This window comes from Salinivibrio sp. ES.052 (genome assembly GCF_900141775.1).
Lineage (GTDB): Bacteria > Pseudomonadota > Gammaproteobacteria > Enterobacterales > Vibrionaceae > Salinivibrio.
The window spans coordinates 341,077-367,020 of the sequence record NZ_FSRI01000001.1; the positions used below are offsets into that span (position 1 = coordinate 341,077).

The 25,944-nt window shown below is 50.3% G+C and carries 24 protein-coding genes; 18 read left to right on the forward strand and 6 right to left on the reverse strand.

From position 1 onward, the window contains the following. Positions 1-9: 9 nt before the first annotated feature. Complete coding sequence (locus BUQ98_RS01615; protein WP_074212195.1) at positions 10-1,230, reverse strand: pyridoxal phosphate-dependent aminotransferase; 1,221 nt, start codon at positions 1,228-1,230, stop codon at positions 10-12. Positions 1,231-1,521: 291 nt separating this feature from the next. On the opposite strand from BUQ98_RS01615, the gene BUQ98_RS01620 reads away from it, so the two are divergent. The 6 genes from BUQ98_RS01620 to BUQ98_RS01645 all read left to right on the forward strand — a co-directional run bounded on the left by BUQ98_RS01620 (position 1,522) and on the right by BUQ98_RS01645 (position 8,693). After that, the gene (locus BUQ98_RS01620) at positions 1,522-2,820 is read left to right on the forward strand and encodes an isochorismate synthase (protein ID WP_074212196.1); all 1,299 of its coding nucleotides are present in this window, start codon (positions 1,522-1,524) and stop codon (positions 2,818-2,820) included. After that, a complete protein-coding gene (gene menD / locus BUQ98_RS01625) occupies positions 2,820-4,589 on the forward strand; it encodes a 2-succinyl-5-enolpyruvyl-6-hydroxy-3-cyclohexene-1-carboxylic-acid synthase (protein ID WP_074212197.1) in 1,770 nt (589 codons plus the stop codon). Before BUQ98_RS01620 ends, menD begins: the two co-directional genes overlap by 1 nt. Further along, a complete protein-coding gene (gene menH / locus BUQ98_RS01630; RefSeq protein ID WP_074212198.1) occupies positions 4,589-5,371 on the forward strand; it encodes a 2-succinyl-6-hydroxy-2,4-cyclohexadiene-1-carboxylate synthase in 783 nt (260 codons plus the stop codon). The genes menD and menH overlap by 1 nt, the downstream gene beginning before the upstream one ends. A 61-nt stretch (positions 5,372-5,432) precedes the next feature. Then, a complete protein-coding gene (menB, locus tag BUQ98_RS01635; protein ID WP_074212199.1) occupies positions 5,433-6,299 on the forward strand; it encodes a 1,4-dihydroxy-2-naphthoyl-CoA synthase in 867 nt (288 codons plus the stop codon). A 7-nt stretch (positions 6,300-6,306) separates the two neighbouring features. After that, positions 6,307-7,296: an o-succinylbenzoate synthase gene (gene menC / locus BUQ98_RS01640; protein WP_074212200.1), complete on the forward strand. Its 990-nt coding sequence runs from the start codon at positions 6,307-6,309 to the stop codon at positions 7,294-7,296. Continuing rightward, positions 7,293-8,693 carry an AMP-binding protein gene (locus BUQ98_RS01645; RefSeq protein WP_083605166.1) on the forward strand — a complete coding sequence of 467 codons (1,401 nt, stop codon included), beginning with the start codon at positions 7,293-7,295 and terminating at the stop codon, positions 8,691-8,693. The genes menC and BUQ98_RS01645 overlap by 4 nt, the downstream gene beginning before the upstream one ends. On the opposite strand, the gene BUQ98_RS01650 is transcribed toward BUQ98_RS01645, so the two are convergent. Together BUQ98_RS01650 and BUQ98_RS01655 are read right to left on the reverse strand one after the other, a co-directional pair. Next, positions 8,690-10,552, reverse strand: a complete 1,863-nt coding sequence (locus BUQ98_RS01650; RefSeq protein WP_074212202.1) for an MFS transporter — start codon at positions 10,550-10,552, stop codon at positions 8,690-8,692. The two genes, BUQ98_RS01645 and BUQ98_RS01650, sit on opposite strands and share 4 nt — an antisense overlap. Before the next feature lie 182 nt (positions 10,553-10,734). Beyond that, entirely contained in the window at positions 10,735-11,130 is a 396-nt protein-coding gene (locus BUQ98_RS01655; protein WP_074212203.1) for an NINE protein, read from the reverse strand. A 201-nt stretch (positions 11,131-11,331) separates the two neighbouring features. Between BUQ98_RS01655 and BUQ98_RS01660 the strand changes: the two genes are divergently transcribed. Further along, entirely contained in the window at positions 11,332-12,195 is an 864-nt protein-coding gene (locus tag BUQ98_RS01660) for a Tim44 domain-containing protein (RefSeq protein ID WP_074212204.1), read from the forward strand. Between the two features lie 56 nt (positions 12,196-12,251). On the opposite strand, the gene BUQ98_RS01665 is transcribed toward BUQ98_RS01660, so the two are convergent. After that, positions 12,252-12,518 (reverse strand): YkgJ family cysteine cluster protein, encoded by a 267-nt coding sequence (locus BUQ98_RS01665; RefSeq protein ID WP_074212205.1) that lies wholly within the window; start codon positions 12,516-12,518, stop codon positions 12,252-12,254. Positions 12,519-12,682: 164 nt separating this feature from the next. Here BUQ98_RS01665 and BUQ98_RS01670 point away from each other — a divergent pair, with 164 nt between their 5' ends. The 11 genes from BUQ98_RS01670 to BUQ98_RS01725 all read left to right on the forward strand — a co-directional run bounded on the left by BUQ98_RS01670 (position 12,683) and on the right by BUQ98_RS01725 (position 23,385). After that, on the forward strand, positions 12,683-13,120 hold the full coding sequence (locus tag BUQ98_RS01670; protein ID WP_074212206.1) for a YcgN family cysteine cluster protein: 438 nt from the start codon (positions 12,683-12,685) through the stop codon (positions 13,118-13,120). A gap of 453 nt (positions 13,121-13,573) precedes the next feature. Next, positions 13,574-14,434 carry a helix-turn-helix domain-containing protein gene (locus tag BUQ98_RS01675; RefSeq protein ID WP_074212207.1) on the forward strand — a complete coding sequence of 287 codons (861 nt, stop codon included), beginning with the start codon at positions 13,574-13,576 and terminating at the stop codon, positions 14,432-14,434. Positions 14,435-14,546: 112 nt separating this feature from the next. Beyond that, positions 14,547-15,869, forward strand: a complete 1,323-nt coding sequence (locus tag BUQ98_RS01680) for an MATE family efflux transporter (protein ID WP_256359493.1) — start codon at positions 14,547-14,549, stop codon at positions 15,867-15,869. A 192-nt stretch (positions 15,870-16,061) separates the two neighbouring features. After that, entirely contained in the window at positions 16,062-16,421 is a 360-nt protein-coding gene (locus BUQ98_RS01685; RefSeq protein ID WP_074212209.1) for a hypothetical protein, read from the forward strand. Between the two features lie 49 nt (positions 16,422-16,470). Next, entirely contained in the window at positions 16,471-18,594 is a 2,124-nt protein-coding gene (locus BUQ98_RS01690; RefSeq protein ID WP_074212210.1) for a protein-disulfide reductase DsbD family protein, read from the forward strand. Continuing rightward, the gene (locus BUQ98_RS01695) at positions 18,591-19,109 is read left to right on the forward strand and encodes a protein disulfide oxidoreductase (RefSeq protein WP_074212211.1); all 519 of its coding nucleotides are present in this window, start codon (positions 18,591-18,593) and stop codon (positions 19,107-19,109) included. Before BUQ98_RS01690 ends, BUQ98_RS01695 begins: the two co-directional genes overlap by 4 nt. Before the next feature lie 29 nt (positions 19,110-19,138). After that, the gene (locus tag BUQ98_RS01700) at positions 19,139-19,870 is read left to right on the forward strand and encodes a DsbA family protein (protein ID WP_074212212.1); all 732 of its coding nucleotides are present in this window, start codon (positions 19,139-19,141) and stop codon (positions 19,868-19,870) included. A 107-nt stretch (positions 19,871-19,977) separates the two neighbouring features. Further along, positions 19,978-21,206, forward strand: a protein-coding gene (locus BUQ98_RS16745) for an IS3 family transposase (protein ID WP_139294610.1) whose coding sequence is annotated in 2 segments (ribosomal slippage) — positions 19,978-20,329 and positions 20,329-21,206 — 1,230 coding nt in all. Because the reading frame shifts where the segments join, the coding sequence is not laid out codon by codon here. Positions 21,207-21,291: 85 nt separating this feature from the next. Further along, a complete protein-coding gene (gene dusC / locus BUQ98_RS01715; RefSeq protein WP_074212215.1) occupies positions 21,292-22,272 on the forward strand; it encodes a tRNA dihydrouridine(16) synthase DusC in 981 nt (326 codons plus the stop codon). Positions 22,273-22,280: 8 nt separating this feature from the next. After that, complete coding sequence (locus tag BUQ98_RS01720) at positions 22,281-22,916, forward strand: YecA family protein (RefSeq protein WP_074212216.1); 636 nt, start codon at positions 22,281-22,283, stop codon at positions 22,914-22,916. Positions 22,917-22,920: 4 nt separating this feature from the next. Then, positions 22,921-23,385 carry a (deoxy)nucleoside triphosphate pyrophosphohydrolase gene (locus BUQ98_RS01725; RefSeq protein ID WP_074212217.1) on the forward strand — a complete coding sequence of 155 codons (465 nt, stop codon included), beginning with the start codon at positions 22,921-22,923 and terminating at the stop codon, positions 23,383-23,385. 6 nt (positions 23,386-23,391) lie between these two features. Here BUQ98_RS01725 and dsbB read toward each other — a convergent pair whose 3' ends face one another. Further along, a complete protein-coding gene (gene dsbB, locus BUQ98_RS01730; RefSeq protein WP_074212218.1) occupies positions 23,392-23,931 on the reverse strand; it encodes a disulfide bond formation protein DsbB in 540 nt (179 codons plus the stop codon). Between the two features lie 88 nt (positions 23,932-24,019). After that, positions 24,020-25,612, reverse strand: a complete 1,593-nt coding sequence (gene nhaB / locus BUQ98_RS01735) for a Na(+)/H(+) antiporter NhaB (RefSeq protein ID WP_074212219.1) — start codon at positions 25,610-25,612, stop codon at positions 24,020-24,022. Positions 25,613-25,944 lie beyond the last annotated feature (332 nt).

Below are 25,944 nucleotides of genomic sequence, written 5' to 3' on the forward strand. Positions count from 1 at the left end.
CTTTAGGGGCTAGGCGCCTTGGCTATACCCAGAGAGGAAGCGTTCAAAGCGGCTGATCGCCATTTCCAAATCATCGACACGCGGGAGCGTCACTAATCGGAAATGATCTGGTTGCTGCCAGTTAAAACCGGTGCCATGTACCATGAGCACTTTTTCCTGGAGCAAAAAATCGAGCATTAGTTTTTCATCGTCATGAATGTTGTACCGTTTGGTGTCGATTTTCGGGAATAAATACAGTGCTCCTTTGGGCTTTTTACAGCTCACTCCAGGGATCTGGTTGATCAGCTCATAGGCTTTATCACGCTGCTCAAGTAATCGGCCGCCCGGAAGGATCAGCTCGTTAATACTTTGATAGCCACCGAGTGCCGTTTGAATCGCATGCTGCATCGGCACGTTGGCACACAGGCGCATGGAAGCGAGCATTTCTAGTCCTTCGATATAACCACGGGCATGCTGCTTGGGCCCAGTCACTAGCATCCAACCGGCACGAAAGCCGCAAACGCGATACGCTTTGGACAAACCGTTAAAGGTCAAACAAAGCACATCTGGGGCGAGGGTGGCAATTGAATAGTGTTGAGCCCCGTCATAGAGAATTTTATCGTAAATCTCGTCCGCAAAAATAATCAGCTTATGTTGGCGGGCCAGCTCGACAACGTGCAACAAAAAGTCACGGCTATAGACGGCCCCGGTCGGATTATTCGGGTTGATCAGCACTAACCCACGAGTGTTGGGCGTGATCTTGCGCTTGATATCCTCTAAGTCTGGGTACCAATCGGACTCTTCATCACACAGATAGTGAACTGGCTTTCCGCCTGATAGCGAGGCGGCGGCGGTCCAAAGTGGGTAGTCGGGCGAGGGGACAAGCAGTTCATCGCCATTGTTGAGTAAAGCTTGCATGGCCATGACGATCAGTTCTGAGGCACCGTTGCCCAAATAGACGTCTTCAACGTCAAGATCCATCAATCCGCGCTTCTGATAATGTTGCACCACCGCTTTGCGCGCCGAGTAAAGGCCTTTTGAGTCACAGTAACCCTGCGAGGTGGGTAAATTCCGGATCACATCGACGAGGATTTCGTCCGGGGCGTCAAAGCCAAACGGCGCGGGGTTACCGATATTCAGTTTTAAAATACGGTGGCCTTCTTCTTCCAGCCGTTTTGCTTCTTTCATCACTGGGCCGCGAATGTCATAACAGACATTATCCAGCTTGGCGGACATACCGATTGGTTGCATTACCCTTCCTGTCAATCAAAGGTGAAAATTGTTATTAGGCTTTTTAAGTAACTTACACTATTTCTCACCCTCTTCGAAAGATGGTCAATCGATTTGGGAAGGATTCAGTGAATAAGGTTTTGTTTCGCTTGGGTCGACAAAAAATCAGCCGATTTTAACCGAAGACTGATCTAGCGCATATTTGTCTTACCCTGTGACAGGTAGACTGACAAGCAAGATTAACGTGCTACATAAATAGAAGCATGTACCGACTTGCGAATAGGACTGCCGCCTCGGCGGTTGGAGGATGTCGTGACTACCTTGATTCAAGCGGCTAATTACTTACAAAGCCAGCTGGCGATCAGCCAAGCACCAACACAGCTGCAAACCGATTTTACCTGGCCAGGGGATTTATCACCGATTGCGTGGTTAGAGGCACAACCCGTCTACCCGAAGAGTTATTGGCAATCGCGTGATGGCCGGGAAGAGGTATTGATTCTGGGAGCCTGCCGTCAGTTTGCTCAATTGCAGCAGGCGCAAGCCAGCTTATTACCTGATCAAAGAATCTGGGGATGTGTTGCGTTTGATGATGCACCAGGCACCGGTGACTTTTTTCTTCCTGTGGTGGAGCTTATTCGCCGCGATAAGCAATGGCAGCTTTGTGTCAATCTCACTGCTGAAACTGACAGCCAAACGACCCTCAATCACATTGTCTGGCAAGGTCGGCCCCTTGCGCCAATGGTCGGGCGAGTGACTCAAGAAACACATACCCCAAGCCATCGTCAATGGTGTCACTCGGTGACGCGTGCATTGTCACACATGGCGGATTCTGAGCTACAAAAAGTGGTACTTGCGCGGCAAACACGCTTAACTTTGGAGGGTTCAGTGAGTGGTGGGCAGCTTCTTAGTCACAGTCAGCAACATAATGGCGAGAGTTTCCATTTCCTTTTTGCAACCGGGCCTGATGATGCCTTTGTTGGATCGACCCCTGAACGGTTATATCGGCGTCGTGATTGTCGCGTGACCACAGAAGCGGTAGCTGGCACCGTGCGTCGTGGTGCGAGCTTTAGCGAAGATCATCATCTTGGAGAATGGTTGTTAAACGACAATAAAAACGTTCATGAGAATCAGTTGGTCGTTGATGATATTTTTGCTGGCCTACGTCGTCATTCATTAACGATTACCGTTGACCCTGAATCGCATTTGATTGTGCTTCGTCATCTTCAGCATTTGCGTCGTCGTATTAGTGCCATTGTCGGACCAGGAGTGGATGACAGTGTGATCTTGGGCGCGCTTCAGCCGACTGCTGCGGTGGCGGGTCTCCCTCGTAATACGGCTCGCGCGTTTCTCGCTGAACAAGGGATCACTCGGGGTCGTTATAGTGGGGCCGTGGGGTATATTTCGCAACGTGAAAGCCAATTTTGTGTCGCGATCCGAAGCGCGCAAATTACCCACAATACGGTGGATTTATTTGCGGGCGCCGGAATCGTTCCGGGATCTGATCCTGAGGCTGAGTGGCAAGAGTTAGATAACAAACTGACGACCATGCGTCAGTGTTTACCTTGTACGCAGGTGGACGAGCACGACGATGTGATTGCTGGAGTCTGCTAATGTCGCTGACACTTACGCATATTTGGGCTGAGACCCTCATCGATGAATTGTCGCGCTTGGGCGTCAAACATATTTGTGTTGCCCCAGGATCACGCTCGACGCCGCTTACGTTGGCGGCTGTGAAACAAAGTCAGCACTCTCAGCGCCCGATCACCTTACATCGTCATTTTGATGAACGCGGTCTTGGTTATCTTGCGTTAGGCTTAGCCAAAGCCGGACACGCACCGGTTGCGGTGATTGTTACCTCTGGCACGGCGGTGGCAAATTGTTTGCCTGCGGTAGTCGAGAGCGGGTTAACCGGTGAGCCGTTAATTATCCTTTCTGCGGATCGCCCGTTTGAATTGGTCGATTGCGGGGCGAACCAAGCGATTGTACAGCGCAATCTGTTTTCATCCCATGTCATCGCCCAACTTGACTTGCCCACGCCAGATGCGGGCATGCCACTTCATGCTTTATTAACCAAGGTAGATCAGGTGCTTGCCCATCAGGCAGCAGGTGGCGGCAGTGTGCACATTAATTGCCCGTTTCGAGAGCCGTTCTATGGTGAACGAGATGCGGCGCTTGAGGCGGAGATCCGTGCCCCGATTGCTAACTGGTATCAAAGCGAACAAAGCTATATGCGCCATCATGGACGGTTTTCTGCGTCGATAGAGCGAGATGGTCTACCGCCCCGTTTGCCATCCGATCGCGCAGTCAAAACGGTGATTGTGGCGGGCGCGCTGCCGCACGGGTTATCAGCATCGGTTAACCGTTTAGCTGAAGCGCTGAATGCGGTGGTATTAGCCGACCCACAATCGGGCATCACGAGCACGGCACCTGGCTACGATCTTTGGTTAAACCATCCCAACTTGCAGGCGCAGTTGTATCAGGCGCAATGGGTCATCCAGCTTGGGGGCCGTTTGGTGTCAAAACGTTTGGGGCAATGGTTGGCGCAAACCTCAGCGCAATATTGGTTGGTGACGGATCAAGCGCAGCCACTTGACCCCCATCATCGGGCGGTTGAACAGTGTGTTGTCCATACGCGCCACTGGTCGTCATGGCTTGATGCACTGACTGATCAGGTGAGTGCGTCGTTCTCAGTGCCTGAAGACCTTACTCCGCCCGCGAACTCCCCCTTTGTTTGGCAACAAACCTTGACTAATGAGGCGAAAGTACAGATGGAGCGCGCGGCTGACAGTCTCTCTCCCTCATCGCTATCAGAGCACCGCCTATTTCAAAAATTATCGTCAATGCTTCCCGAGCACCTCGATATTTTCATCGGCAATAGTCTGGCGATTCGTTTAGCCGATATCTGGTCACAACTTGATAGGTATCCGGTTTTTGTCAATCGCGGTGCGTCAGGGATTGATGGGTTATTTGCCTGTGCCGCTGGGGTTCAGCGATGCCGACATCAGCCTATGTTAGTCGTGCTTGGCGACACGAGCGCGCTTTACGATCTTAATAGTCTTGCACTATGGCGAGCATCGCCGGCACCGGCTGCAATCCTTATTCTCAACAACAATGGCGGCGGCATTTTTGACTCGTTGCCGGTCGAACCGCAGCTTTGTGACGCCTATTATCGCATGCCACATGGCCTTGGTTTTGAACATATTGCCGCGCAATTTTCATTGAACTATCAGCAACCGACCAGTGAATCTGATCTTGCCGCCGCGCTTGCCCAAGCTTTCAGTACACCGGGGGCTGACGTGATTGAAGTGGTGACTCCCGCGGGTGAAGCAGGAAAAATTTTGACTGAGCAACTTGCCAATATGGCTGCGCAGGAGGGGTGATGCTGGGTTATCAGCAGGGCGGTAACGTAGAAGGCCGCAAGGTCGTTTTTCTGCACGGCTTGCTGGGGAGCGGGCAGGATTGGCAGGGCGTCACGTCTCGCTTAAGAGACTGTCATTGGCTCTGTATCGATTTACCCGGCCACGGTGACAGTGTTGACGCTTTAGGTGTTGATTTTACAACCACTCTCGACGCGGTGCGTCAGACCTGTGACCACGTGTGGGGTAATCAGTCGGCCTATCTGGTCGGGTATTCACTCGGGGCGCGTATCGCAATGCATTTAGCCATTGCTTACCCAGCGTGTTGGCTAGGGTTATTTCTTGAGGCTGGGCATCCTGGTCTTCGACATGCTCATGAGCGTCATCAACGGCTAGCCCATGATCAAGCCTGGGCTAAGCGCTTTGGATGCGAGCCGCTCTCTGCCGTATTAAACGACTGGTATCAGCAATCGGTGTTTCAATCTCTCGATGCCGCGCAGCGTGCCGAGCTGATAACAGCCCGTGGTCATAATCATGGACCCGCGATTGCCGCGATGCTCGATGCCACGTCACTCGGTCGGCAAGCCGACCTGCGCACCGTACTAGGTAATGTATGTCGCCAAGGGTTGCCGATTGACTACCTTTGTGGGGAGCAAGACGACAAGTTTATCTCACTGGCCCATTCTCTGCTGCTCACCACGGGGATCCCATTTACCTTGATCAAGGGGGCGGGGCATAATTGCCATTGGGCCGATCCGTCGCGGTTTGTGCAGGTACTATTAGAAAAATGCCTGTTGTCAGCGTGACTATTTTAATATTCCAATTTTCGGGGCCTTGTACCCAACCAACCAATAAAAGGGAGAGCCTATGGCTGTTACGCCGGGTATGACCGAACAAGAACTGTACTCACCCATTGAGTGGGTAGAGACTGATCTGACATTCAGCGACATTCTGTACCATAAATCAGCAGACGGCATTGCGCGCATTACGATTAATCGTCCCCAAGTTCGCAATGCCTTTCGTCCCCAAACCGTCAAAGAGATGATGCAAGCGCTCTCAGATGCCCGTTACGACAGTGATGTAGGAGTGATCATCCTGACCGGTTTAGGCGAAAAAGCCTTTTGTTCAGGAGGCGATCAATCTATTCGTGGTGACTACGGCGGCTATCAAGACGACGAAGGCACCCATCATCTTAATGTGCTGGACTTTCAGCGTCAGATCCGTACCTGTCCAAAGCCTGTGATTGCTGCTGTGGCCGGTTATGCTGTAGGCGGAGGTCACGTGCTACATATGATGTGTGATCTGACCATCGCGGCCGATAACGCTCAATTTGGACAAACCGGACCCAAAGTGGGCAGCTTTGATGGTGGCTGGGGCGCCTCGTACATGGCCCGCATTGTGGGTCAAAAGAAAGCGCGTGAAATTTGGTTCCTATGTCGGTTCTATAACGCACAAGAAGCGTTAGATATGGGACTGGTAAACACTGTGGTGCCACTTGCCGACTTGGAGCGAGAAACGGTGCGCTGGTGTCGTGAAGTGCTGCAGCACAGCCCGATGGCACTGCGTTGCCTAAAAGCCGCGTTGAATGCTGACTGTGACGGACAAGCTGGGTTGCAGGAGTTGGCGGGGAACGCAACCATGATGTTCTATATGACTGAAGAAGGGCAAGAAGGGCGCAATGCGTTCAACGAGAAGCGCCGTCCGGCGTTCAATCGTTTCCCACGTAATCCATGAGGTGAGTATGAGGCAGGCACGGATCTACCACTATAGGTTACCGATCCAGTCGGGCGTGTTTCTGCGCGACAAGCGACTGGCTGAGCGGGAAGGATTGGTGGTTGAGCTGAGCGAAGGGGCACGTCGCGGCTGGGGAGAAATTGCACCTCTCCCGGGGTTTAGTCAAGAGAACTTAGCACAAGCGCGCCACGCGTTGATTGCCGCCACCGCGGCATGGTGTGATCACCGCCATGTGGCGATGACACAGCTACCACCCTCAGTCGCGTGGGGAATGAGTGTGGCGCAAGCGGAGTTGGACCAAAAGCTACCGACAGAGGCGACGTTTGCGACTGTGCCTGTCTGTACGGGCGATCCTGATGCGCTCTTACAAGCGTTGAGTGGACCCAGTCAAACGCCATCACCGCAAGCCAAGGTAAAAGTAGGCGAATATGAGGTGGCGCGCGATCGGTTGATGGTCACGACTTTACTGGAGGCGATCCCGACATTAACCTTACGGCTGGATGCCAATCGGCGTTGGCGCCCAGAGCAGCTAAGCCAGTTTTGGCAAGGCTTGAGTGAGGCACATCAACAGCGGATTAGCTGGATTGAAGAGCCCTGTGCCGATCCCTTGCAATCACTTAGCTGTGCGCAACAGTTGAGCTTTCCTCTCGCTTGGGATGAGACATTACGCGATCACGATGACAGTGAATTGATTGAAAGTGAATACGTTTCGGTGTGGGTACTCAAGCCCACTTTGATGGGCGATCTTGCGTCACTGACGAGCTGGGTTGATAGTGCGGAAATGCTTGGCAAGCAGGCTGTGATCAGTGCTGCGCTAGAATCAAGCCTTGGACTCACGCAGCTATCACGCTTTGCCACCTGGTTAACGCCGGATGTGGTTCCTGGACTTGATACGCTGAGTATCTTTGCCCATCAACTTGACCGTACGTGGCCGGGTGCGCCGCAGCCATTAGCGCCTTTGCATGACCAGCCTCTTATCTGGGTAAATACATTGTGACGGCCGCAGCGTTCGGGGTTAAGGCGTGGCCATGGCGGCACTGGGCTGACTGTGCACCAGACTCGCTTGCTATCGAGAGTGACACCTCACTGACATGGCAGGCGCTGGTGGCGGATGTGGACCGTCAGCAAACGCAGTTTAATGCCGCGCCAGTGGTGGTGTTCGACAGTCGTCTTGCTCCCCAGCGCTTAGTGGTGGGCCTGCTTGCTGCATGGCAAGCGGGTAAGATCACCTTAGTGCTCAATCATGCTTTAAGTGACGACGTGAAAGCCGCCGTGTTGGCAGAACTTGGCGAGTTTCAATGGCTGGACCGCGATAACGACAAGGTAAGAGGATCTGACGCGATATCGATAGTGCCTTGGCAACCATGGCAACCGCTCACCATGACGCTGACATCAGGGTCAACAGGAAAGCCCAAAGCCGTGGTACATGCCGCGCATCAACACCTTGCCAGTGCGGCAGGTTTAACCCAGATGCTGCCGTTTCAAGGGCTGTCTGAGCACGAGGAGAGGCCGAGCAGTAGCACCGATAGTTGGTTGTTATCGTTGCCGCTTTTTCATGTGTCGGGGCTGGCTATTGTGTGGCGCTGGTTATTCAAAGGTGCCACCCTCGCCATTTTCCCTTGTCAGGGAGAAGCTTTACCCGAATCACTGACTCGGGTGACACACGCCTCCTTGGTGCCCACACAACTCTATCGCGTCTTACCTTGGTTGGCCGCGCGGCAAGCGCCTTCTCGACTTAAGCATGTATTACTGGGCGGTGCAGTGATTCCCGCACGATTGACGCAACTAGCTGAGCAACAGGGCATTGCTTGTTGGTGTGGCTATGGCATGACAGAAACCGCATCGACCGTCACGTTAAAGCGCGCCGATGGCCATGACGATGTCGGTGAGCCTTTGCCGTATCGTACCGTTGCGCTGGCGAGCGATGGTGAAGTGATTCATCGTGGCGACACGCTCGCGTTAGGATATTGGCAGGCGGGACGGTTAAAGGCGCTTTCGGCAGAACAAGGCTTAGCCTCGCGGGATCTGGCGAGATGGGAGACGCGTCGCCAGCGGCCAGTGTTGCGTATTATTGGGCGCAAGGATAATCAGTTTATCTGCGGTGGAGAAAATGTTCAGCCTGAGCGTATTGAAAACCACTTACTTCAACGAGACGAGATCAGCCAAGTCGTGGTTGTCCCGGTTATCGACCATGAATTTGGCGCGCGTCCTGTTGCGATAGTGCAAAGCACAGCGCCACTGGATCAGGTGCAATTAACGGCGCATTGTCAGTCGTTAGCGCCTTATCAACGTCCCATTGCTTTTTTGCCGTGGCCGACATTTGAGCAGGGTGCCAGTATTAAGCCGTCACGTGTGCAGCTTGCCCAATGGGCAAGCCAGCAAATCGAACATTAAGGTCGGTCGGCACGTAAGCGAATCACCTCGTCGCGCATATACGCGGAAGTGGCTTTTTCCGGCTCAACGGCGGGGCCGGCAACCACAGTTACCTTTGACCAAAAGCGTTTTGGCAGTTTTAACATGGCTTTGCCGCCATGTCGGCTAAAATAACTGCCCCACAAGCCTTGCAGTGCCATGGGCACGACGGGGACCGGTGAACGCTGCAGAATCATATCCATGCCACGACGAAACTGGTCTATTTCACCATCAAAGGTCAGGTGACCTTCTGGGAAAATCAACACCACTTCGCCATTATCTAACGCGCGTTGGATCTCATTCATCGCGGCGCGAATAGTGCGTCCTCGGTGACTGATGGGGATCACTTTTGAGGTGCGGAAGAACCAATGCAGCACGGGTAATTTATATAAGTCCTCAAACATCACAAAGCGAATCGGACGATGACAAGCACCCGCCAGCAAAAGCGCGTCCATGTAGCTGACATGATTACAAATCAGTAAGGCTCCCCCTTGTTCGGGAATATGATGTAAATCTTTATGCTTCACCCGATACAAGGTGTGCGTGATCATCCACGTAAAAAAGCGCAGTGCAAAAATCGGCACCAACTGACTGACATAAATAGCGACCAATAAATTGAGCACTGTCAGTAACAAGAAAAACTCGGCAATGGAGATTTTCACCACCACCAAGAGGGTGATGCCAAGAATGGCGCTTGCCACCATAAACAACGCATTGAAGATATTGTTGGCGGCAATAATGCGTGCACGCGCAGCTTTATCGGCGCGCTGTTGCATCAAGCTATACAAGGGGACGATAAAGATCCCACCGAACACGCCAATCATCAATAAATCGATAAACACCCACGTCAGTGCCGGATCGGTCACAAAGGCGATTAAATCGCTGTGCACGGTTGGACTGGTGGGGGTGGCAAAAAATAAATGCAACCCAAAGCCGGTGAGCCCAAGGCTTCCCAAGGGCACGATACCGGGCTCGATACGGTGGCCGGACAGCTTATCACACAGCAGCGCGCCCACCGCGATACCGATTGAAAATAGGGTCAGTAAGAAGGAAACACCGGTTTCATTCCCGCCCAGCAAGGCGGTGTATTTAGGAAATTGGGTCAGGTAGCTTGCGCCAAGAAACCAAAACCAGCTGATACCTAAAATGGCCTGTAAGGTCACTTTGTCTTGGCGCGCAAAACGCAAGGTTTGCTTCATCAGTGAGATGGGCTTATAGCGCAGATTGAGGGTTGGATTACCGGCAGGCGCGGGAGGGATCGCATGTGCCGATAGTACGCCCAGCAGTGCAAAGGCTAACACCGCAGCGCCGGCAACCACATTGGCATGTGGGTGATGAGCGATAAATCCGGCGAGTAAGGTCCCGAGTAGAATAGATAAAAACGTGCCGGTTTCGACGAGTGCATTGCCCGAGACCAGCTCTTTATCGCTCAAGGTTTGCGGTAGCAGCGCGTATTTTACCGGGCCAAAAAAGGCGGACTGGGTGCCCATCATAAACAATAACCCCAGCAGCACTATCCATGACTCGTAATACAAGGCAATCGCGGCGCTCGACATAATCACGACTTCCAGCCATTTCACGCGCCGCATGATAAGGGCTTTATCGTATTTGTCGGCGAGTTCACCGGCAAAGGCAGAAAACAGGAAAAAAGGCAGAATAAATAGCCCCGCCGCAGCATTAATAAATAGAGTCGCATCCATTGGCAACTGCTCGGCGGAAGCAAATGCGACCATGATAACCAACACGTTTTTATAAACGTTATCGTTAAAGGCCCCTAACGCCTGTGTGATGAAATAGGGCAGAAAGCGTCGCTCGCGCAGAAGCTGAAACTGTTGGCTCATGAGTACATTGGTCCGTTTAGCGGTGCAATAAGCGACTTATACTAGCAAGGCGAGGCGAGTGCGCAACCTTTAAACGGGTTGCGCATCATTGAGTTATGCGATTGGCAATCAGTGTGCACACCCTATATTGGCTGTGTCATCGGCAAAAAACGGTTATTGATTACTGCCAGTCGACAATGGCGTTAGGCAAATTTTTGGCTGTTTTTTATTGAGACTTGATCATTCAACGTCCAAAAATCATATAGCACGCCGAGTAAGAAGAAACCGCCCGTAAAAAGGTAAATGACCCCAGTGATCCATTTCCCCATGTACATACGGTGGACCCCAAAGATACCTAAAAAGGTCAGCAGCAGCCAAGCGACGGTGAAATTGGTTTGTCCGCTACGAAAACGTAGATCCGCTTCCTTATCCATTAGCGGGATCAAGAAGAGATCGATAATCCAGCCAATCCCGAGCAATCCGAGGGTAAAAAACCAGAGCGTACCGGTGACAGGTTTACCATAGTAAAAACGGTGTGCGCCAAGAAAGCCAAAGATCCAAAGCAGATAACCGATAAACTTGCTGTGGGTATCATTCATGGTCCAGTCCTATCAATGTAAATAAATGCGTTGTGAACTTGGAGTCGTAACAGCGTAAATGGTTCCTTGAGTGCACCAAACTCCGCGATGGTTACCAGATCCGGTGGTGACGTTTGGTAACAATTAATGTCAGTCATAGGATTGACTTCACTTCCAGACACTCTAGCATGACATCAGTCATAAACCACAGATGAAGCAATCATGAAAAAATTACTCTCTGTCGCAGCGTTGATGTTTGTCTTCGTTGTTTCAGCGCCTTACGCAGAAGCCAAGCGCTTTGGTGGCGGTAAGTCATTTGGCAAAAGCTTTAAAACCGCCCCAGCCCCTAAGCAAAAAACAACCGATACCAACACCATCAAACAAAGCCCTACCAAAAGCGGCAGTAAAAAAGGCTTGATGGGTGGTTTACTCGGCGGCTTACTCGCCGGTGGTTTGTTGGCGGCCTTTTTTGGTGGTGCCTTTGAAGGTATCCAATTTATGGATATCTTAATCCTTGGTTTAATTGCCTACTTGATTATGAAGTTCTTGCGAGGTATGACACAGGCCAAAGCCAGTGCTCAGGCGCAAGGGCCTGCTTACGCGGGACAAAACAAAGGCTATTATCACGAACAGCCCTCAGCGTTTCGTAACAATGCCACAGATACCAACGCGACGTCGGGTGGTTTCGGGGAAACACAAACCGATGTCCCCTTTAACTTCCCGCCACAATTCGACATGCAAAGCTTTTTGAGTGGTGCGCGCGAACACTACCGTATTTTGCAAGGCGCTTGGAACCATAACGAGCTGGAGAAAATCCAAGAGTACGTGACGCCAGCGCTGTATAACGACTTAGCCGCCGAACGTGCGCGATTAGGCGGAGAGCAACACACCGAAGTGATGTATGTGGATGCTGAGATTGTGCGTGCCGATTACGACAGTCGCACTGCCCAACTGAGTTTGAAATTCACCGGTCGTTACTGTGATCGTGTCGAGGGTGTAGAAGAAGATATCTCGGATATTTGGCATCTAGAGCGTGATTTGACCCAGTCCAATGCACCTTGGTTGATCGTAGGTATTCAAAGCTAAAGCGAGAACACGCGTTTCGCTACAATAACGCTAGCTCATCACTGGGCTGGCGTTTTTTATGTTGCCGCCTCGAGGTAAATTAAATTATCTAACGCTTGCTGGGTGCTCTCACCGCACACGTCTTTGTCAGCGCTAAAGGCACTACACACCGCAGGTCGCTCAGGACGACCAAACAGTTTACATAAATTATGCTCGTCGAGTTGGACACATCGTGTTCCTGCGGGTTTACCGTCAGGCATACCGGGTATTGGAGAGGAAATACTCGGGGCAATACAACACGTGCCGCAGCCTAAACGGCACGAGAATGTCGGCGTAGTGGGCATAAAACCTCGGTATCGGAGAACAACGGGCAGGCACTCTACCATTGACGTTGGTTGTCGCCAAGTCGGTAAGGGAAGGTAGCTTGCACTTTACCGCTATGATGGTTATAACAGCGGCGCAATGTCGTTACCGCCACAAAGCGGAAAAATATAAGAGAGTACACATCATGAGCACGCCTTTTTGGCAACAAAAAACCTTGGCGCAAATGAGCGACGAGGAGTGGGAAGCTTTATGTGACGGTTGTGGCCGTTGCTGTTTACATAAGCTGATCGACGAAGAGACCGACGAGCTCTACTACACCAACGTGGCGTGTAGTCTGCTCGATGATAAAACGTGCTCATGCAAAGACTATCCCAATCGCTTTTCTTATGAAGAGTCATGCCTCAAGCTTACCCGCGATAAAATAGATGAGTTCTACTGGCTGCCAGAGACTTGCGCGTACCGCTTGTTGGCAGAGAATAAACCGCTGCCTGAGTGGCATCCTCTGATCACTGGCTCAAAAGCGGCAATGCACCAAGCTGGGATCTCGGTCAAAGACAGCGTGGTATACGAAATCGATGTGATTGATTGGGAAGATCATATTTTGAATCATCCTGCTCGATAGTAACGCTTAATAATGACCAATGGGTTATGAAGTAACTAATTCTATAACCTGATCAAGCCTATGGCTCATGAATGTTTGTCAATATTTTTGCGCTGCAAGTCAGTTATTCTGACTAGAAAGCGCAGATGATAGGGAAAAGGATATCCCATAAACAAGTATGAACGTTGACAAGTGATCCATGAGCCTCAGTGAATCCATCATTGTTACCATAGTTAGAACGGTGCAGCTTATGCTTGCACCAAAAGCCACAAACAAAACCCACGACTCATCCTGCCTGTGAGCTGGTCATGTTGTGGTATAAGTATCTTCTTTAATTCTAGATCTTCCAAATGCTCGTTATTGTAAGGTGTAACATTGAGTCTTTGTTTATCAGATCAGATGACGATATATATTAATGGAAATATGCAGTATAAGATTGGACAGTTTTGACAAAAGGGCCCGAGCCGACACTTGATGAATACAAAAAGATATATTCCCCACGTTCAACTATCAGCTAATCAGTTTTGTCGAGCAATAGAGATCTCCAGCGAGCAAGAAGGTCCGTTTCTACTCCCTCATCGTCATGATTATTGGGAACTGGTTTGGTGCCAAGAGGACAGAGGCACACAAAGTATAGATTTTGTTGAATATGAAAACCGCTCTAATCGTTTTTTCACTATCGCGCCAGGTCAAGTGCACTTATCCAAATTTATGGGTAACAATGTCCGTCTATTGTTGTTTTCTCCTGAGTTTGTAGGGGCGGATCGACGTAGCAACCAACTTATCAGTACTATCTTCTCCACTTACGGTGATCGTTCACCCTATATCGATTGTGATAAACAAGCCATCAAATATCTGGATCCGCTGTTTACGATGTTGAAAGAGGAGTGTGAATATAGTGAAAAGCCTTGTGATTGGGATTTGATGGAATCACTCACCAACGGCTTTTTACGCTACTTGTCTCGTTACGCTAAGGCATCAACTAAGGGAAGCGAACAGAGAGATACACGTGTTCGGAAATTGATGGAACTTATCGAGCTGCATTTTAAAGAAGAGCGGAAATGTGAGTTTTATGCATCTAAGCTTTCTCTTACAAGTAAGCGTCTTAATGAAGTTGTGAAAAACGAACGAGGCAAAACTGTTACGCAATTGATTCACGGCCGCATTATGCTTGAAGCTAGCCGCGATCTGGCGTTCTCCACGAAAACGATCAAAACCATCGCGCTTGAGATGGGCTTTGAAGACCCTGCCTATTTCAGCCATTTCTATCGCAAGCAAATGAATGAGTCACCCAAACAATTCCGGTTAAGATGTTCAGATAGTGCTGCACTATAGGGGAATCGTCCATTTTTTATTTGTCTCTGTGTTTCGATAATACCCGTAATTCTATTTACTAAAATCGGGTTTTACTGACTCCTTATGGCTATTAATCGTCAAAAACGATCCTATTTCAAAATCCTTTTATCAATACCTATGGCCTGCTCTTACGGGCATGCTTATCAAGTCACTGTTTATCATGAGCGATGCTTTGGTTATCGGACTTGGTATTGGCTCAGATGGGTTAGGGGCAATTGCTCTCATCACACCTCCCTTTTCAATTTTTACCGCTATTGCGATGATGGTCGGTGTTGGCGGTGCTGCCAAAATGTCGATAGAAACAGGTAAGGGAAGCACAGAGTCAAATCAGATCTGGTTTAGTCAATCCATCTTGCTCATTCTCACGCTCTCTTCTTTGGTCGCTATAGGTTCGTTCATTTGGTTAGATGAGCTACTTAACTTCATAGGCGCATCAGGTAACATCGCTTTGTTGGCACACGATTATATGTCGGTTATGCTGCCGTTTTTTGTGGTTTACTCGCTCGCGTGGGTATTGTCGAGTTTTATTCGCAATGATACCAATCCCAAACTTGCAACTTATGCTATGTCCATTGGAGCAATCGTCAATTTGTTGCTTGATTATCTCTTTATTATGGTCTTTGACATTGGTATGAAAGGTGCCGCATACGGCACAGCCATCGCGCAAACACTTATCGTACTGATCCTAATGACTCACATTTTTCGAAAGCAAGGATCTTTGAAGCCCAACCTCAAAGGTATCGGTTTAAATAGAGCAAAGGAGATCATGGGTCTTGGCTCGCCTACTTTTTTTATCGAACTGACGACTGCTATGACCATTGTGCTGTTCAACTATGTGCTACTGGCACAGTTTGGCGACAATTACATTATTGCTTACGGTCTGACAACCAATGTTGGCGTATTTGCACTGTTTGTGATGGTAGGAATTTCGCAGGCTTGCCAACCTATTATTAGCTTTAACCACGGGGCGGCACGCTCAGAACGAATTGATGAGACCCTCAAGCTGGGTATGAAGGCCGCAATAGGAAGCGGTATCGTTTTTTTACTAGGAATATGGCTTACTGCACCCATGATTGCGTCATTTTATTTGGGCGACGCTCATGACTTAATACCAATCGCAGCAAGTGCATTAATGTTCTACTTTTTGGGTGTGCCTCTGATGGGATTCAACATAGTTATCGGCAATCTTTTCCAAGCGATTGCTAAACCCAAACAAGCAACATTCATTTCGTTAAGTAGGGGGTTCGTGTTTGTTGCAATCGGTGTGGTGCTGTTGCCAAAGGTGTTTCCTCAAGACGGAATTTGGGCTAGTGTTTTCTTCGCAGAATCGATAACCGCTTTTATTAGTTTATCCATGCTATTCGGGTACCGACGAAACAAAATGGCCCCTTACAATGAAAGTAGCGCTATTTAGAGATAGGTCAACGCTTAAGTAGGGTCACTCTAGCCGCACTCAAATTCTTCCACTCGGCTGGAAATGCCTTTTTGTTAAGACGGTACTGTATCGACGCGCAAGCCACGGCGTAAGGCGATGGTTCTTCGCGGATAACCCATTGTTTATTTTCTGCTGTTGGGCATAATGATTGCCAACTCGACAGGAGGTGGAATGCAAGAGTATGCACGTCGTTCCAAAGCTGGCTGGGCCCTCGCGGTAGCGTTATGGGTTCTGGCAGTGTGCGCCTTGCAAAACCAACTGAGTTGGCAATCAGGTGTGCAAGCCGCTTGCCAAGCATTGAGTATGCAAGACCAAAGTGATGACACGAGTGCGGTCGGGAAAAAATGTGCCCTGTCTGAGCAGCTGGTACAGCCTACAGCGTTGACGCTCGATTGGCTTCCCGCGCCACTTTGGTGGCTGATTGTATTACTTGCGGTCATGGCGACGGTGAGCGTATCGATTACCTTACCCACTCACGACCCACCCACCTATCGGCGACGGCACCTTTGTTTTTGTGTGTTCCGAGAATAAAGCGCCTGCTTTTCAAATGGCGTATTTATTCTTAACAAGGAACAGACTTATGAATCGAATCAATGACTATTGGCACACTGTTAAACAAGGTCGCGCTTGGCAAGCTTGGGTCTTGCTGCCGTTATTGTCTTTGTGCTTACTGCTACTCACTCCAACGGCACGAGCTAATGCCCCGGATACCGGCTGGCTCAGCAATCCTGACCATCCGCCGGTGACGGCGCATTTAGCGTTAACTGGTCAAGGGAGTCCAGACACGCTGCGCCTCGATGGTTTACTTTCTATCCGCTTACAAGGTGATTGGAAAACATACTGGCGCTCGCCCGGCGAAGGGGGCGTGGCACCCGAGTTGATTATCAATGACAGCCAAAACCTGAACCAGATTACTTGGCACTGGCCGGCGCCGAAGCGCTATGAGCAGCTCGGGTTGACCATGCTCGGCTATAAAGGGCAGGTTGCTTTCCCTCTGACATTAGATGTTGAACACTGGCAACAACCGGTTTCACTGGATGCGACGCTGCGCTTGTCATCGTGCACCAGTGTGTGTGTGATCACTGACTATCCTATCTCGCTCGACTTTACGCCTAGTGCACTAGAGGCCGATGGCGAGCGGATGTATCAGTTTAACCAAGCGATGAGTCAGGTGCCCAAGCCACTCCCAAATGTGACGCTTGATTCTGCGGTTTGGGATGCAAATAAACAGCAGCTCGCTGTCATCGTGACGGGCAACCAAGCTTGGCAGCAACCTGATCTCTTGGTGGATGGTGAGGCGGTGATTGATGACACCTTTGGGGTGCCGAGTATCCACCGTGATGGCAATACGCTGACCGCGACCTTTGATGTGACTAATTGGATTGAAACGCCCAATCTAACCGACAAGCCGATTCAGGTTACCGTCATGGATAAACAGCTACTCGCCGAGCATAGCATCACGGTACGAGCAGGCCATGTGGTTGCACACGAGGGACTTTCTATTTGGGTGATTGGCGGGATTGCACTCTTAGGCGGTTTGATCCTGAATGTGATGCCCTGTGTGCTTCCCGTTCTGGGACTCAAACTAAACAGCATTGTTGCGAACCCTAACGCCACTCGTGGTGTCATTCGTGGCCAGTTTTTGGCCTCAGCAGCCGGGATACTCGTCTCCTTCTGGGCGATAGCTGGATTACTGATGGCGCTCAAGCTAACAGGGCAAGCGGTGGGTTGGGGCATCCAGTTCCAAAGTCCGATCTTTATCGGGGTCATGACGCTGGTGATTTGGCTCTTTGCCCTGAGCCTATTCGACGTGCTGCGTATTGATTTGCCCCCAAGCTGGCAGACGTGGCTAGCAACACGCGGTGGTCACACCCACAGTGGTCATTTTGTGCAAGGCGTGTTTGCGACCTTACTCGCCACACCGTGTTCGGCCCCTTTTCTTGGCACGGCTGTGGCGTACGCACTGGGCGGCTCTTTGACGGCACTATGGCTGATTTTTACCGCGCTGGCGATTGGTATGGCGCTGCCGTGGCTGTTGGTCGCCGCTTTCCCGGGGCTGACCCGCGCATTGCCAAAACCCGGTCCGTGGATGAACCATGTCAAACGGGTCTTTGCGCTGTTGCTGGCTGGCACCACAGTGTGGCTATTCTGGTTATGGATGCCTTATCTCGGCGTTTTAGGTGCAATAGCAACGGGAACACTGTTGCTGGTTGCCACTGTGTGGCTGACATATCGGACCCTTGGCAAGCTTGCGGTAATTAAAAGCTCGGCTGGGTTGCTGGTTATTATTGTGCTCGGGCTGATAGGGGCGTCCTTGACCGCGCAGCAGTGGGCAACGCCCCTCAATCCTGAACCAGATTGGGTAAGCCTTGATGAAGCGGCAATCACGCGCGCCGTCGAACAGGGTCAAGTGGTGTTTGTCGATGTGACCGCTGATTGGTGTATTACCTGCCATGCCAACAAAGTAGGGGTGATGCTACAGTCGCCCGTCTATGATGCGATCACCGCACCGAATGTAGTGACGATGCAAGGTGACTGGACCCGTCCGAGTGATACAGTGACGCAGTATTTGCAAAAGCACCAGCGCTATGGCGTACCGTTCAATATTGTTTATGGTCCGGGTGCACCTGATGGGATCGCGTTGCCGGTGATTTTGACCGATAACGCGGTGATGGCCGCGATTGAGCAGGCGAAAACACCATGACGGCCAATCAAACGAAACTGTCATGGCGTCAGCGGGTCAAACGTGGTGCGCGTGATCTGTGCTGGCTCATCGTGTTTGTGTTGATATCTAGCACTGCTGTCGATTGGTGGCGAAGCCGTGATATCGACACCAGTCAGGTACCGGTGACGTCGATGCGTTTGCTGGATGGTCGCCAACAAGATTTGGTTGCTATGTCGCAACAAGAGCCGGTGCTGGTCTATGTGTGGGCAAGTTGGTGCGGGGTATGCCGTTTTGTGACTCCCTCGGTAGATTGGCTAAGTGGTCATGCGCAAGTGGTCTCGATCGCGTTACGCTCAGGCTCGGATAAACATGTGGCCGGATACCTTGCTCATCATGGTTATGATTTTCCTGTGGTGAACGATCAAAGCGGGGCGCTTTCTAATGCCTTTTCAGTGAAAGTAACGCCCACCGTGATGGTGATCGAACAAGGAAAAATTACTTCAATTACAACCGGATTCACCACGCCCCTTGGCCTATGGTTGAGACTGTTGTAATGCATTTATATCAATAAAAAGGAAACCCAATGTCCTTCACTCGTTATATCGCGCCATGTGTTGCGCTCATGATGCTAGCCATGCCTGCTAGCGCCAAGAATTTAAGCGATACACAGCAAGCGCAACTGGATGAAATTGTTAGCCTGTTGGAAGATAACCCCAAGCTAATTGCCAACCTTAATCAGAGTTTGCAAAAGTTTGTTGAACAGCAAAAGACGTTAAAGCAAAACCTTGCCGCACGTCGTGACTGGTTTGAATCGGACACCCACAGCTGGATTGGCACCGAAAACCCTGCGGTGACTGTGGTTAACTTTATGGACTACAACTGCCCCTATTGTAAAAAGCTGGAAGAGGAATTACAGAAACTGGTGGCCGAGCATGATGATGTTAAGGTGATTAATATTGCCGTGCCACTCAAACAGCAGAGTATTGAATCGCTCGGCACCAATTCTGCGGTGTATGCCATGAATGTGTGGCTAGAACAGCCAAAAGCTTTTGCACAAGTTCATGAACTATTGATGAAAAAGCGCGGCATGCATGATGCACGCTCGCTAGATAAAATCGCCAAGAAAACCGGCACCGAAGCGTTGCTGAAAGGTAAAGAAATGACCGGAAAAGCGGTCGCAGAAAATTATCGCGCGTTTGTCGAGCTGGGGCTAAGAGGCACGCCAGCGATGATCATTGGCGAGCAAGTCGCGCCAGGCTATTTGCCATATCCACAGCTAGAAGCCATGGTTGAGGCAGCGAGGGCAGAGGGATAAATCTCCGCTAATATCACTAATAGATTGAAAGCCAGTCCTATTGTGACTGGCTTTTTTTGTGTGCTGTGTCCCGTCCTGAAATACGTTGACATAAAGAGGACTTCTTTATGACAACATCAAGTAATTCAAGCCGTAAGCGCACGCAACGTGATTACACCTTAGCCTTTAAATTAGGCGTTGTAGAGCGTGTTGAAAAAGGCGAAATGACGTACAAACAAGCTCAAGCCCGTTTTGGCATTCAGGGCCGCTCAACGGTACTCGTCTGGCTCAGAAAACATGGTAGACTCGATTGGTCGAAGCCATTTCAGCATCCCCTTATGCCACATTCAAAAGAAACCCCATCCGAAACTATCAAGCGCCTTGAGCGTGAGTTAGCCGAAGAGAAACTGCGTAACCAAATCCTCAATGGTATGGTCGATATCATGGACAATGAGTACGGAGCCGGCCTCAGAAAAAAGTACTTATCCGGTACATCTGGCAAGCCAAAGCCAAAAGTAAAATAAAGTTAGCGGCGGCATGTCGTGCCACAGGCATTTCTCGGCAAGGTGTCTATCAAGCCGTTGCTCGAATGGAAAGCCGAAGAGCTGAACTATCAATCATCAGAGACTGGGTCCAATACTGGCGTAAGTATATGCCGAGGTTAGGGGCGCGTAAGCTCTACGCGTTGGTAAAGCCCAAGCTAGTTGAACACGAAATTAAGCTAGGGCGAGACGGGTTTTTTAGCTATCTGAGAAGCGAAGGCTTACTGGTTAAACCCAAGAAAAGCTACACAAAAACTACGTGTAGTAAGCACTGGATGAAGAAGCATCCTAACCTGCTAAAAGAAGACGGACTGCATGATGCTGCGCATGTACTGGTCAGCGACATCACTTATGTTGAATCAGACCAAGGTGTGCACTATCTGTCACTGGTGACCGATGCCAACTCACGCAAGATAGTGGGTCATCACGTTAGCGAAGATATGAAAGTCGACAATGTAGTGAAAGCGCTGAAAATGGCCGTCAAAGATAAGCGCTATATCGGCAATGCGGTACATCACTCAGACCGAGGTTCGCAATACTGCTCAGCCGTTTATCAGAGTGCGCTACAGGAGAGTCAAATCCAGCCGTCGATGACGGATGGTTATGATTGCTACCAAAACGCGTTAGCGGAAAGAGTCAATGGCATACTGAAGCATGAGTTTTTACTGTACCGGTGTAAGACACTGACAGAGCTTAAAATACTGGTAAAAGAATCGATAGCGATATACAACGAAATGAGACCGCACCTAAGTTTAAGTATGGCAACCCCCAATCAGGTGCATAATAAAAAAGGCCAGCTACTGGAGCTGGCCTAAAAACTGTCAACCTATATTAGGACGGGACACTGCGCTTTGTTGTAAAAGCTGGCAAAATAGCGCGCCTTAACGGTAAAGGAACGGCATGAGTCAAACGAATCATCAATCACCACGCATTGTATTAGGCCCGATGGAGGGCGTGCTCGACCCCTTGATGCGCAAGCTGCTCACCGAGATCAATCACTACGATCTTTGCGTCACCGAGTTTGTGCGTGTGGTGGATCAGCGCTTGCCGGAAAAAGTCTTTTATCGCTTCTGCCCGGAGTTATATCAAGGTGGCCTCACCGATGCAGGTACGCCTGTTCGAATCCAACTCCTGGGGCAAGACGCCCGTGCGATGGCCATTAACGCGCAGCAAGCAATCCAGTTAGGGTCGCAAGGGATCGACATTAACTTTGGTTGCCCTTCGAAAACGGTGAATGGTAACCGCGGCGGCGCAGCGTTATTAAAGACGCCTGAGCATATCTACGAGGTGGTCAAAGCGGTGCGTGATAGTGTCGCGCCTGACCATACGGTTAGCGCAAAAGTGCGGTTGGGGTTTAATGATCTGGATGATTATTTAGAGATTGCACAGGCGGTCAATGATGGGGGAGCTGACGAGCTGGTGGTCCATGGCCGAACCAAGCGTGATGGTTATAAGGCAGGGACGATTCGTTGGGACTTAATTGCGGAAATTAACCAACAATTTGCGATCCCTGTGACGGCGAACGGTGACATTTGGGGACGGGATGACGCACTCAAGTGCCAAGCGTTAACGGGCTGTCACACCTTAATGGTGTGTCGTGGTGCGCTAAATATGCCGAACCTTGGCCAGCATATCCGTGATGATGTCGCGCCGATGCCTTGGCCTGCGGTGTTGGCTTTATTAGTGCGCTATAGCGAACAAGAGCGCCAAGGGGATAAGGCCGTGTATTTCCCTAATCGTATTAAGCAGTGGTTTAAGTATTTGCGTCAGTATTACCCTCAGGCTGATGCCTGCTTTAAGGTTATTCGCGTCCTTAATCGCGCTGATGAGATAACCAGAGCGCTCGATAACGCGCGTGGGCAAACAGAATTCATAAAATAGGAAAACTTATGTCAACACTAATGACACTCTCTGATGACTGGGAAGGCATGCCTTCCAGTTTTGTTGAAGGGGCGCTGCTGGCTGCCAACATTTGTCCTGTGCCGATGGATCCAGATACTTGGTTATCGGTGTTAGTGACCGCTGGGGTTGAAGACGATGACGCTGTGGTGCTCAATGAGGAGCACAAGCAGGGAGTACTCGCGCACCTGGAACAGCAATATCATTCGTTGATGCGTAATGATTACACCTTGCCTGACGCGTTAATGGTGTCTATGCGCGGTGAGCTTGCCCAAGCCTTTGCCGAAGGGTTCCTTGCGGTATGGCCCTACATTGAGCCGCATTGGCGCGATGTAACCCTCAATGATGGTAGCCGCCGGATGTTATCTGCCCTGGTAACCACCATGCTGCTACTGAATGATGAAGCAGGCACCCTCGCGCAAATGAAAGAGGTCGGGATTGATGTTGAGCCTGGTCAATATATTGACCAGCTAGATTTAATGATCCAAGAAGTGGCGAAAGCAGCGGATGAAGCACAACAAGGCACGCATGGTGCGCACCAGGTTAATCCATTTAAGTCGGTAGGACGCAACGACCCCTGTCCATGTGGCAGTGGTGTCAAGTTCAAGAAATGCTGTGGGCGTTAGTCATATGAAGCCGTCAAAACAGTCCTCCCCGATCCGTGTTGTGGCCGGTGTTGCCATGTACGATAAGCAAGTGCTGGTGGCGCAACGGCAGCCAGACGCGCAGTTTATTAGTTGGTGGGAATTTCCTGGCGGAAAAGTCGAGCTGGGCGAAACTGACCAGCAGGCGCTTAAGCGAGAGTGGCTTGAAGAGTTCGGGGTTGAAATCCAAGTCGGTGCGCCGATTATTGAAACCGAATTCGATTATGGCGATAAGGTGATCGTACTTTGCAGCTTTTGGTGTGAAATTATTGATGGGACCTTAGCACTGAACCAGCATCAGGCCGTGTATTGGAGTGATCCTCACCGCCTTGATGCCGGGACTTTCAGTGCTGCCGATCGCCCCTTAATTGATGCGTTGCGTCATCGTTTGGAAAGCCTACCGACCAGCGAAAGCGCCGGTGTGACCGACGCGATTGTGTCAGGAGCATAAAAGCGATTATGAAAAAATACGACGTGGGGGGCGGCCAATAAACTGGGCGATGACTACTAACGCCCAGATAAATAACATGGCCGAGAAGATCCCCACGAGCCATTGAGGCATCGACCAGCCTAGCCACTGCCACACTACTTTACTGCAATCACCGTAGGCTTCAAAGACTTGTGGTAGCCATTGGTTGAGCGGTGCCCAAGAGGGGAAGTTCACCGCCACATCGCAGGTGGCACCGAACAGTTGGTTCGGATCCGGAAATTGATAACTCACGTGCTCTAGCGAGAGCTTTAGCGCCCACCCGGCCGTGACGCCATAGCCAAGCAAGCCCAGTGTCCGCCAGAAAGGATCGCTGGGGGCGATTAACCCCAGTAAGGCGGCAACGCCGATTCCGAATAAAGCGACGCGTTCATAAATACACATCACACAAGGGGCAAGCCCTTGATAGTGTTGAAAGTAGAGCGCGGTGGCTTCTAGACCCACAACACATAGAAGCAACAACAGCCAGGACGCTCGGCTGCGAGAAAACTGGTTTAAGGCGCGCCACATAACTCACTCCTGATAAAAAACAAGGCCCTATATTGAGAGCCTTGCTATTCAATCGTTTGTTGAGACGAAGGTCAATGGTAGAAGTGCGTTAGTGGGCGCTAGATATGGCTTGCTGGCTCATGTGGATGGTTTCGGAGATCCAACCTTGGTGCAGCATCCACTCAGTAGCAGGGACCAAGAAAAACTCAATGCCAATGACGCCCAATACACCCATGACAATGGTATACGGCAAGGCCATATACACCATGCGCCCATAAGAAAGGCGCAGCAGCGGCGCAAGTGTTGAGGTGAGCAAGAACAAGAAAGCCGCTTGGCCATTAGGCGTGGCGACTGACGGTAAATTTGTCCCGGTATTAATCGCTACCGATAGCATATCGAACTGTTCACGATCGATAACACCATTGAGTAACGCGGTTTTTACTTCATTGATGTACACGGTACCGACGAACACGTTATCAGACACCATAGAAAGCAGGCCATTAGCGATATAAAACATAGTGAGCTGAAGATGGCCTTCAAGTGATAACACGAGATCAATCACAGGCGTAAAAAGGTGTTGGTCGATAATCACCGCAACGATCGAGAAAAAGACCGCCAGTAGTGCTGTAAAGGGGAGCGCTTCTTCAAAGGCTTTCCCTATATGGTGTTCATCCACGACCCCAGTAAAAGCGGTAGCCAAGATGATGATACTTAAGCCGATTAAACCGACAGCGGCCAAGTGGAGTGCTAGAGCCGTGATCAGCCAAACAGCGATTAACGCTTGAACCACCAATTTAGCGATATCTTGTGGCGTTCTTTTAGCACGTTGTGCTGTATCGTACTGAACCAGTATTTTCAGCACATTATCAGGCAACTTTGCCCCATACCCAAACCAGCCAAACTTTTCGACCAGGGCGCATGTCAGCAAGCCCGCAAAGAAAACCGGCAGCGTGACAGGAGACATACGAAGAATAAACTCGCCAAAATGCCAGCCGGCTTGGTCGGCAATGATCAGGTTTTGTGGTTCACCCACCATGGTCATCACCCCGCCTAATGCGGTACCGACGCCAGCATGCATCAAAAGGCTACGAAGAAAGGCGCGATAATTTTCCAAATCGTTACGGCTAAGCTCATCGCTTAAGCTCTCATCCGAGGTGTGATCATGGTTAGCACCAAACTCTTTTCCGGACGCCACGCGGTGGTAAATCGAGTAAAAGCCGACAGCGACACTGATCACTACCGCAATAACCGTCAACGCATCCAGGAAGGCAGATAGCGCGGCTGCAGCCCCACAAAAGGCCAAAGAGAGTGCAATTTTAGAGCGAATACCCAGCAATATTTTGGTGAAAATGAACAGCAGTAACTGCTTCATAAAGTAGATGCCTGCCACCATAAAGACGAGCAATAGCAGCACTTCGACGTTAGCGACCAGCTCGTGTTTGACTTGCGCTGGACTGGTCATACCGATTGCGACTGCTTCAATGGCCAATAAACCGCCTGGTTGCAAGGGATAGCATTTTAAGGCCATCGCGAGAGTGAAAATAAACTCGACCACCAGCAGCCAACCGGCGATGAAAGGATCCATCGAGAAGACGATAGGATTGATGATTAAAAAGCCAACGATAGCCAGTTTGTACCAGTCAGGGGCTTTGCCGAGAAAGTTCTTGAGAAACGCAGTGCTGAGCGTAATGGTCTTAGCCATAATGAAAGTCTCATTGTTATCTATGCCTCTTACAGCGCACGGATGAGCAAATAACGTGCTGGTTACACACGTCCGTTTATTTGAACGAATGTGCTCGCACGCAAGAGGATGACAGTAAAGGTGACGGTATGGCTATCGATAGTGTTGTTCATTGAGCACAACGGGAATGGATAGCCTAGTCACACATAAGTGTGCGCTAGTTTGCCTTAGACATATTTTGTTACATCTTGTAAGGCTTAGTTTTGCGAGTTATGCCCAGAATTTCATTGATCTGGTACAAAAATATAGCAGATGTCACGCGATACGGGGTGAAAACACGCAGCGGTTTCTGC

What these genes read in the sequence shown, in the direction of transcription:
- dsbB (WP_074212218.1), bottom strand. Translation starts at nt 23,931, where the DNA reads ATGTGGCGCGCCTTAAACCAGTTTTCTCGCAGCCGAGCGTCCTGGCTG.
- BUQ98_RS01720 (WP_074212216.1), top strand. Translation starts at nt 22,281, where the DNA reads ATGTCAACACTAATGACACTCTCTGATGACTGGGAAGGCATGCCTTCC.
- BUQ98_RS01675 (WP_074212207.1), top strand. Translation starts at nt 13,574, where the DNA reads ATGAATACAAAAAGATATATTCCCCACGTTCAACTATCAGCTAATCAG.
- BUQ98_RS01725 (WP_074212217.1), top strand. Translation starts at nt 22,921, where the DNA reads ATGAAGCCGTCAAAACAGTCCTCCCCGATCCGTGTTGTGGCCGGTGTT.
- menH (WP_074212198.1), top strand. Translation starts at nt 4,589, where the DNA reads ATGCTGGGTTATCAGCAGGGCGGTAACGTAGAAGGCCGCAAGGTCGTT.
- BUQ98_RS01700 (WP_074212212.1), top strand. Translation starts at nt 19,139, where the DNA reads ATGTCCTTCACTCGTTATATCGCGCCATGTGTTGCGCTCATGATGCTA.
- menB (WP_074212199.1), top strand. Translation starts at nt 5,433, where the DNA reads ATGGCTGTTACGCCGGGTATGACCGAACAAGAACTGTACTCACCCATT.
- menD (WP_074212197.1), top strand. Translation starts at nt 2,820, where the DNA reads ATGTCGCTGACACTTACGCATATTTGGGCTGAGACCCTCATCGATGAA.
- BUQ98_RS01670 (WP_074212206.1), top strand. Translation starts at nt 12,683, where the DNA reads ATGAGCACGCCTTTTTGGCAACAAAAAACCTTGGCGCAAATGAGCGAC.
- BUQ98_RS01615 (WP_074212195.1), bottom strand. Translation starts at nt 1,230, where the DNA reads ATGCAACCAATCGGTATGTCCGCCAAGCTGGATAATGTCTGTTATGAC.
- BUQ98_RS01660 (WP_074212204.1), top strand. Translation starts at nt 11,332, where the DNA reads ATGAAAAAATTACTCTCTGTCGCAGCGTTGATGTTTGTCTTCGTTGTT.
- BUQ98_RS01685 (WP_074212209.1), top strand. Translation starts at nt 16,062, where the DNA reads ATGCAAGAGTATGCACGTCGTTCCAAAGCTGGCTGGGCCCTCGCGGTA.
- BUQ98_RS01695 (WP_074212211.1), top strand. Translation starts at nt 18,591, where the DNA reads ATGACGGCCAATCAAACGAAACTGTCATGGCGTCAGCGGGTCAAACGT.
- menC (WP_074212200.1), top strand. Translation starts at nt 6,307, where the DNA reads ATGAGGCAGGCACGGATCTACCACTATAGGTTACCGATCCAGTCGGGC.
- BUQ98_RS01650 (WP_074212202.1), bottom strand. Translation starts at nt 10,552, where the DNA reads ATGAGCCAACAGTTTCAGCTTCTGCGCGAGCGACGCTTTCTGCCCTAT.
- BUQ98_RS01655 (WP_074212203.1), bottom strand. Translation starts at nt 11,130, where the DNA reads ATGAATGATACCCACAGCAAGTTTATCGGTTATCTGCTTTGGATCTTT.
- BUQ98_RS01690 (WP_074212210.1), top strand. Translation starts at nt 16,471, where the DNA reads ATGAATCGAATCAATGACTATTGGCACACTGTTAAACAAGGTCGCGCT.
- nhaB (WP_074212219.1), bottom strand. Translation starts at nt 25,612, where the DNA reads ATGGCTAAGACCATTACGCTCAGCACTGCGTTTCTCAAGAACTTTCTC.
- dusC (WP_074212215.1), top strand. Translation starts at nt 21,292, where the DNA reads ATGAGTCAAACGAATCATCAATCACCACGCATTGTATTAGGCCCGATG.
- BUQ98_RS01665 (WP_074212205.1), bottom strand. Translation starts at nt 12,518, where the DNA reads ATGCCCACTACGCCGACATTCTCGTGCCGTTTAGGCTGCGGCACGTGT.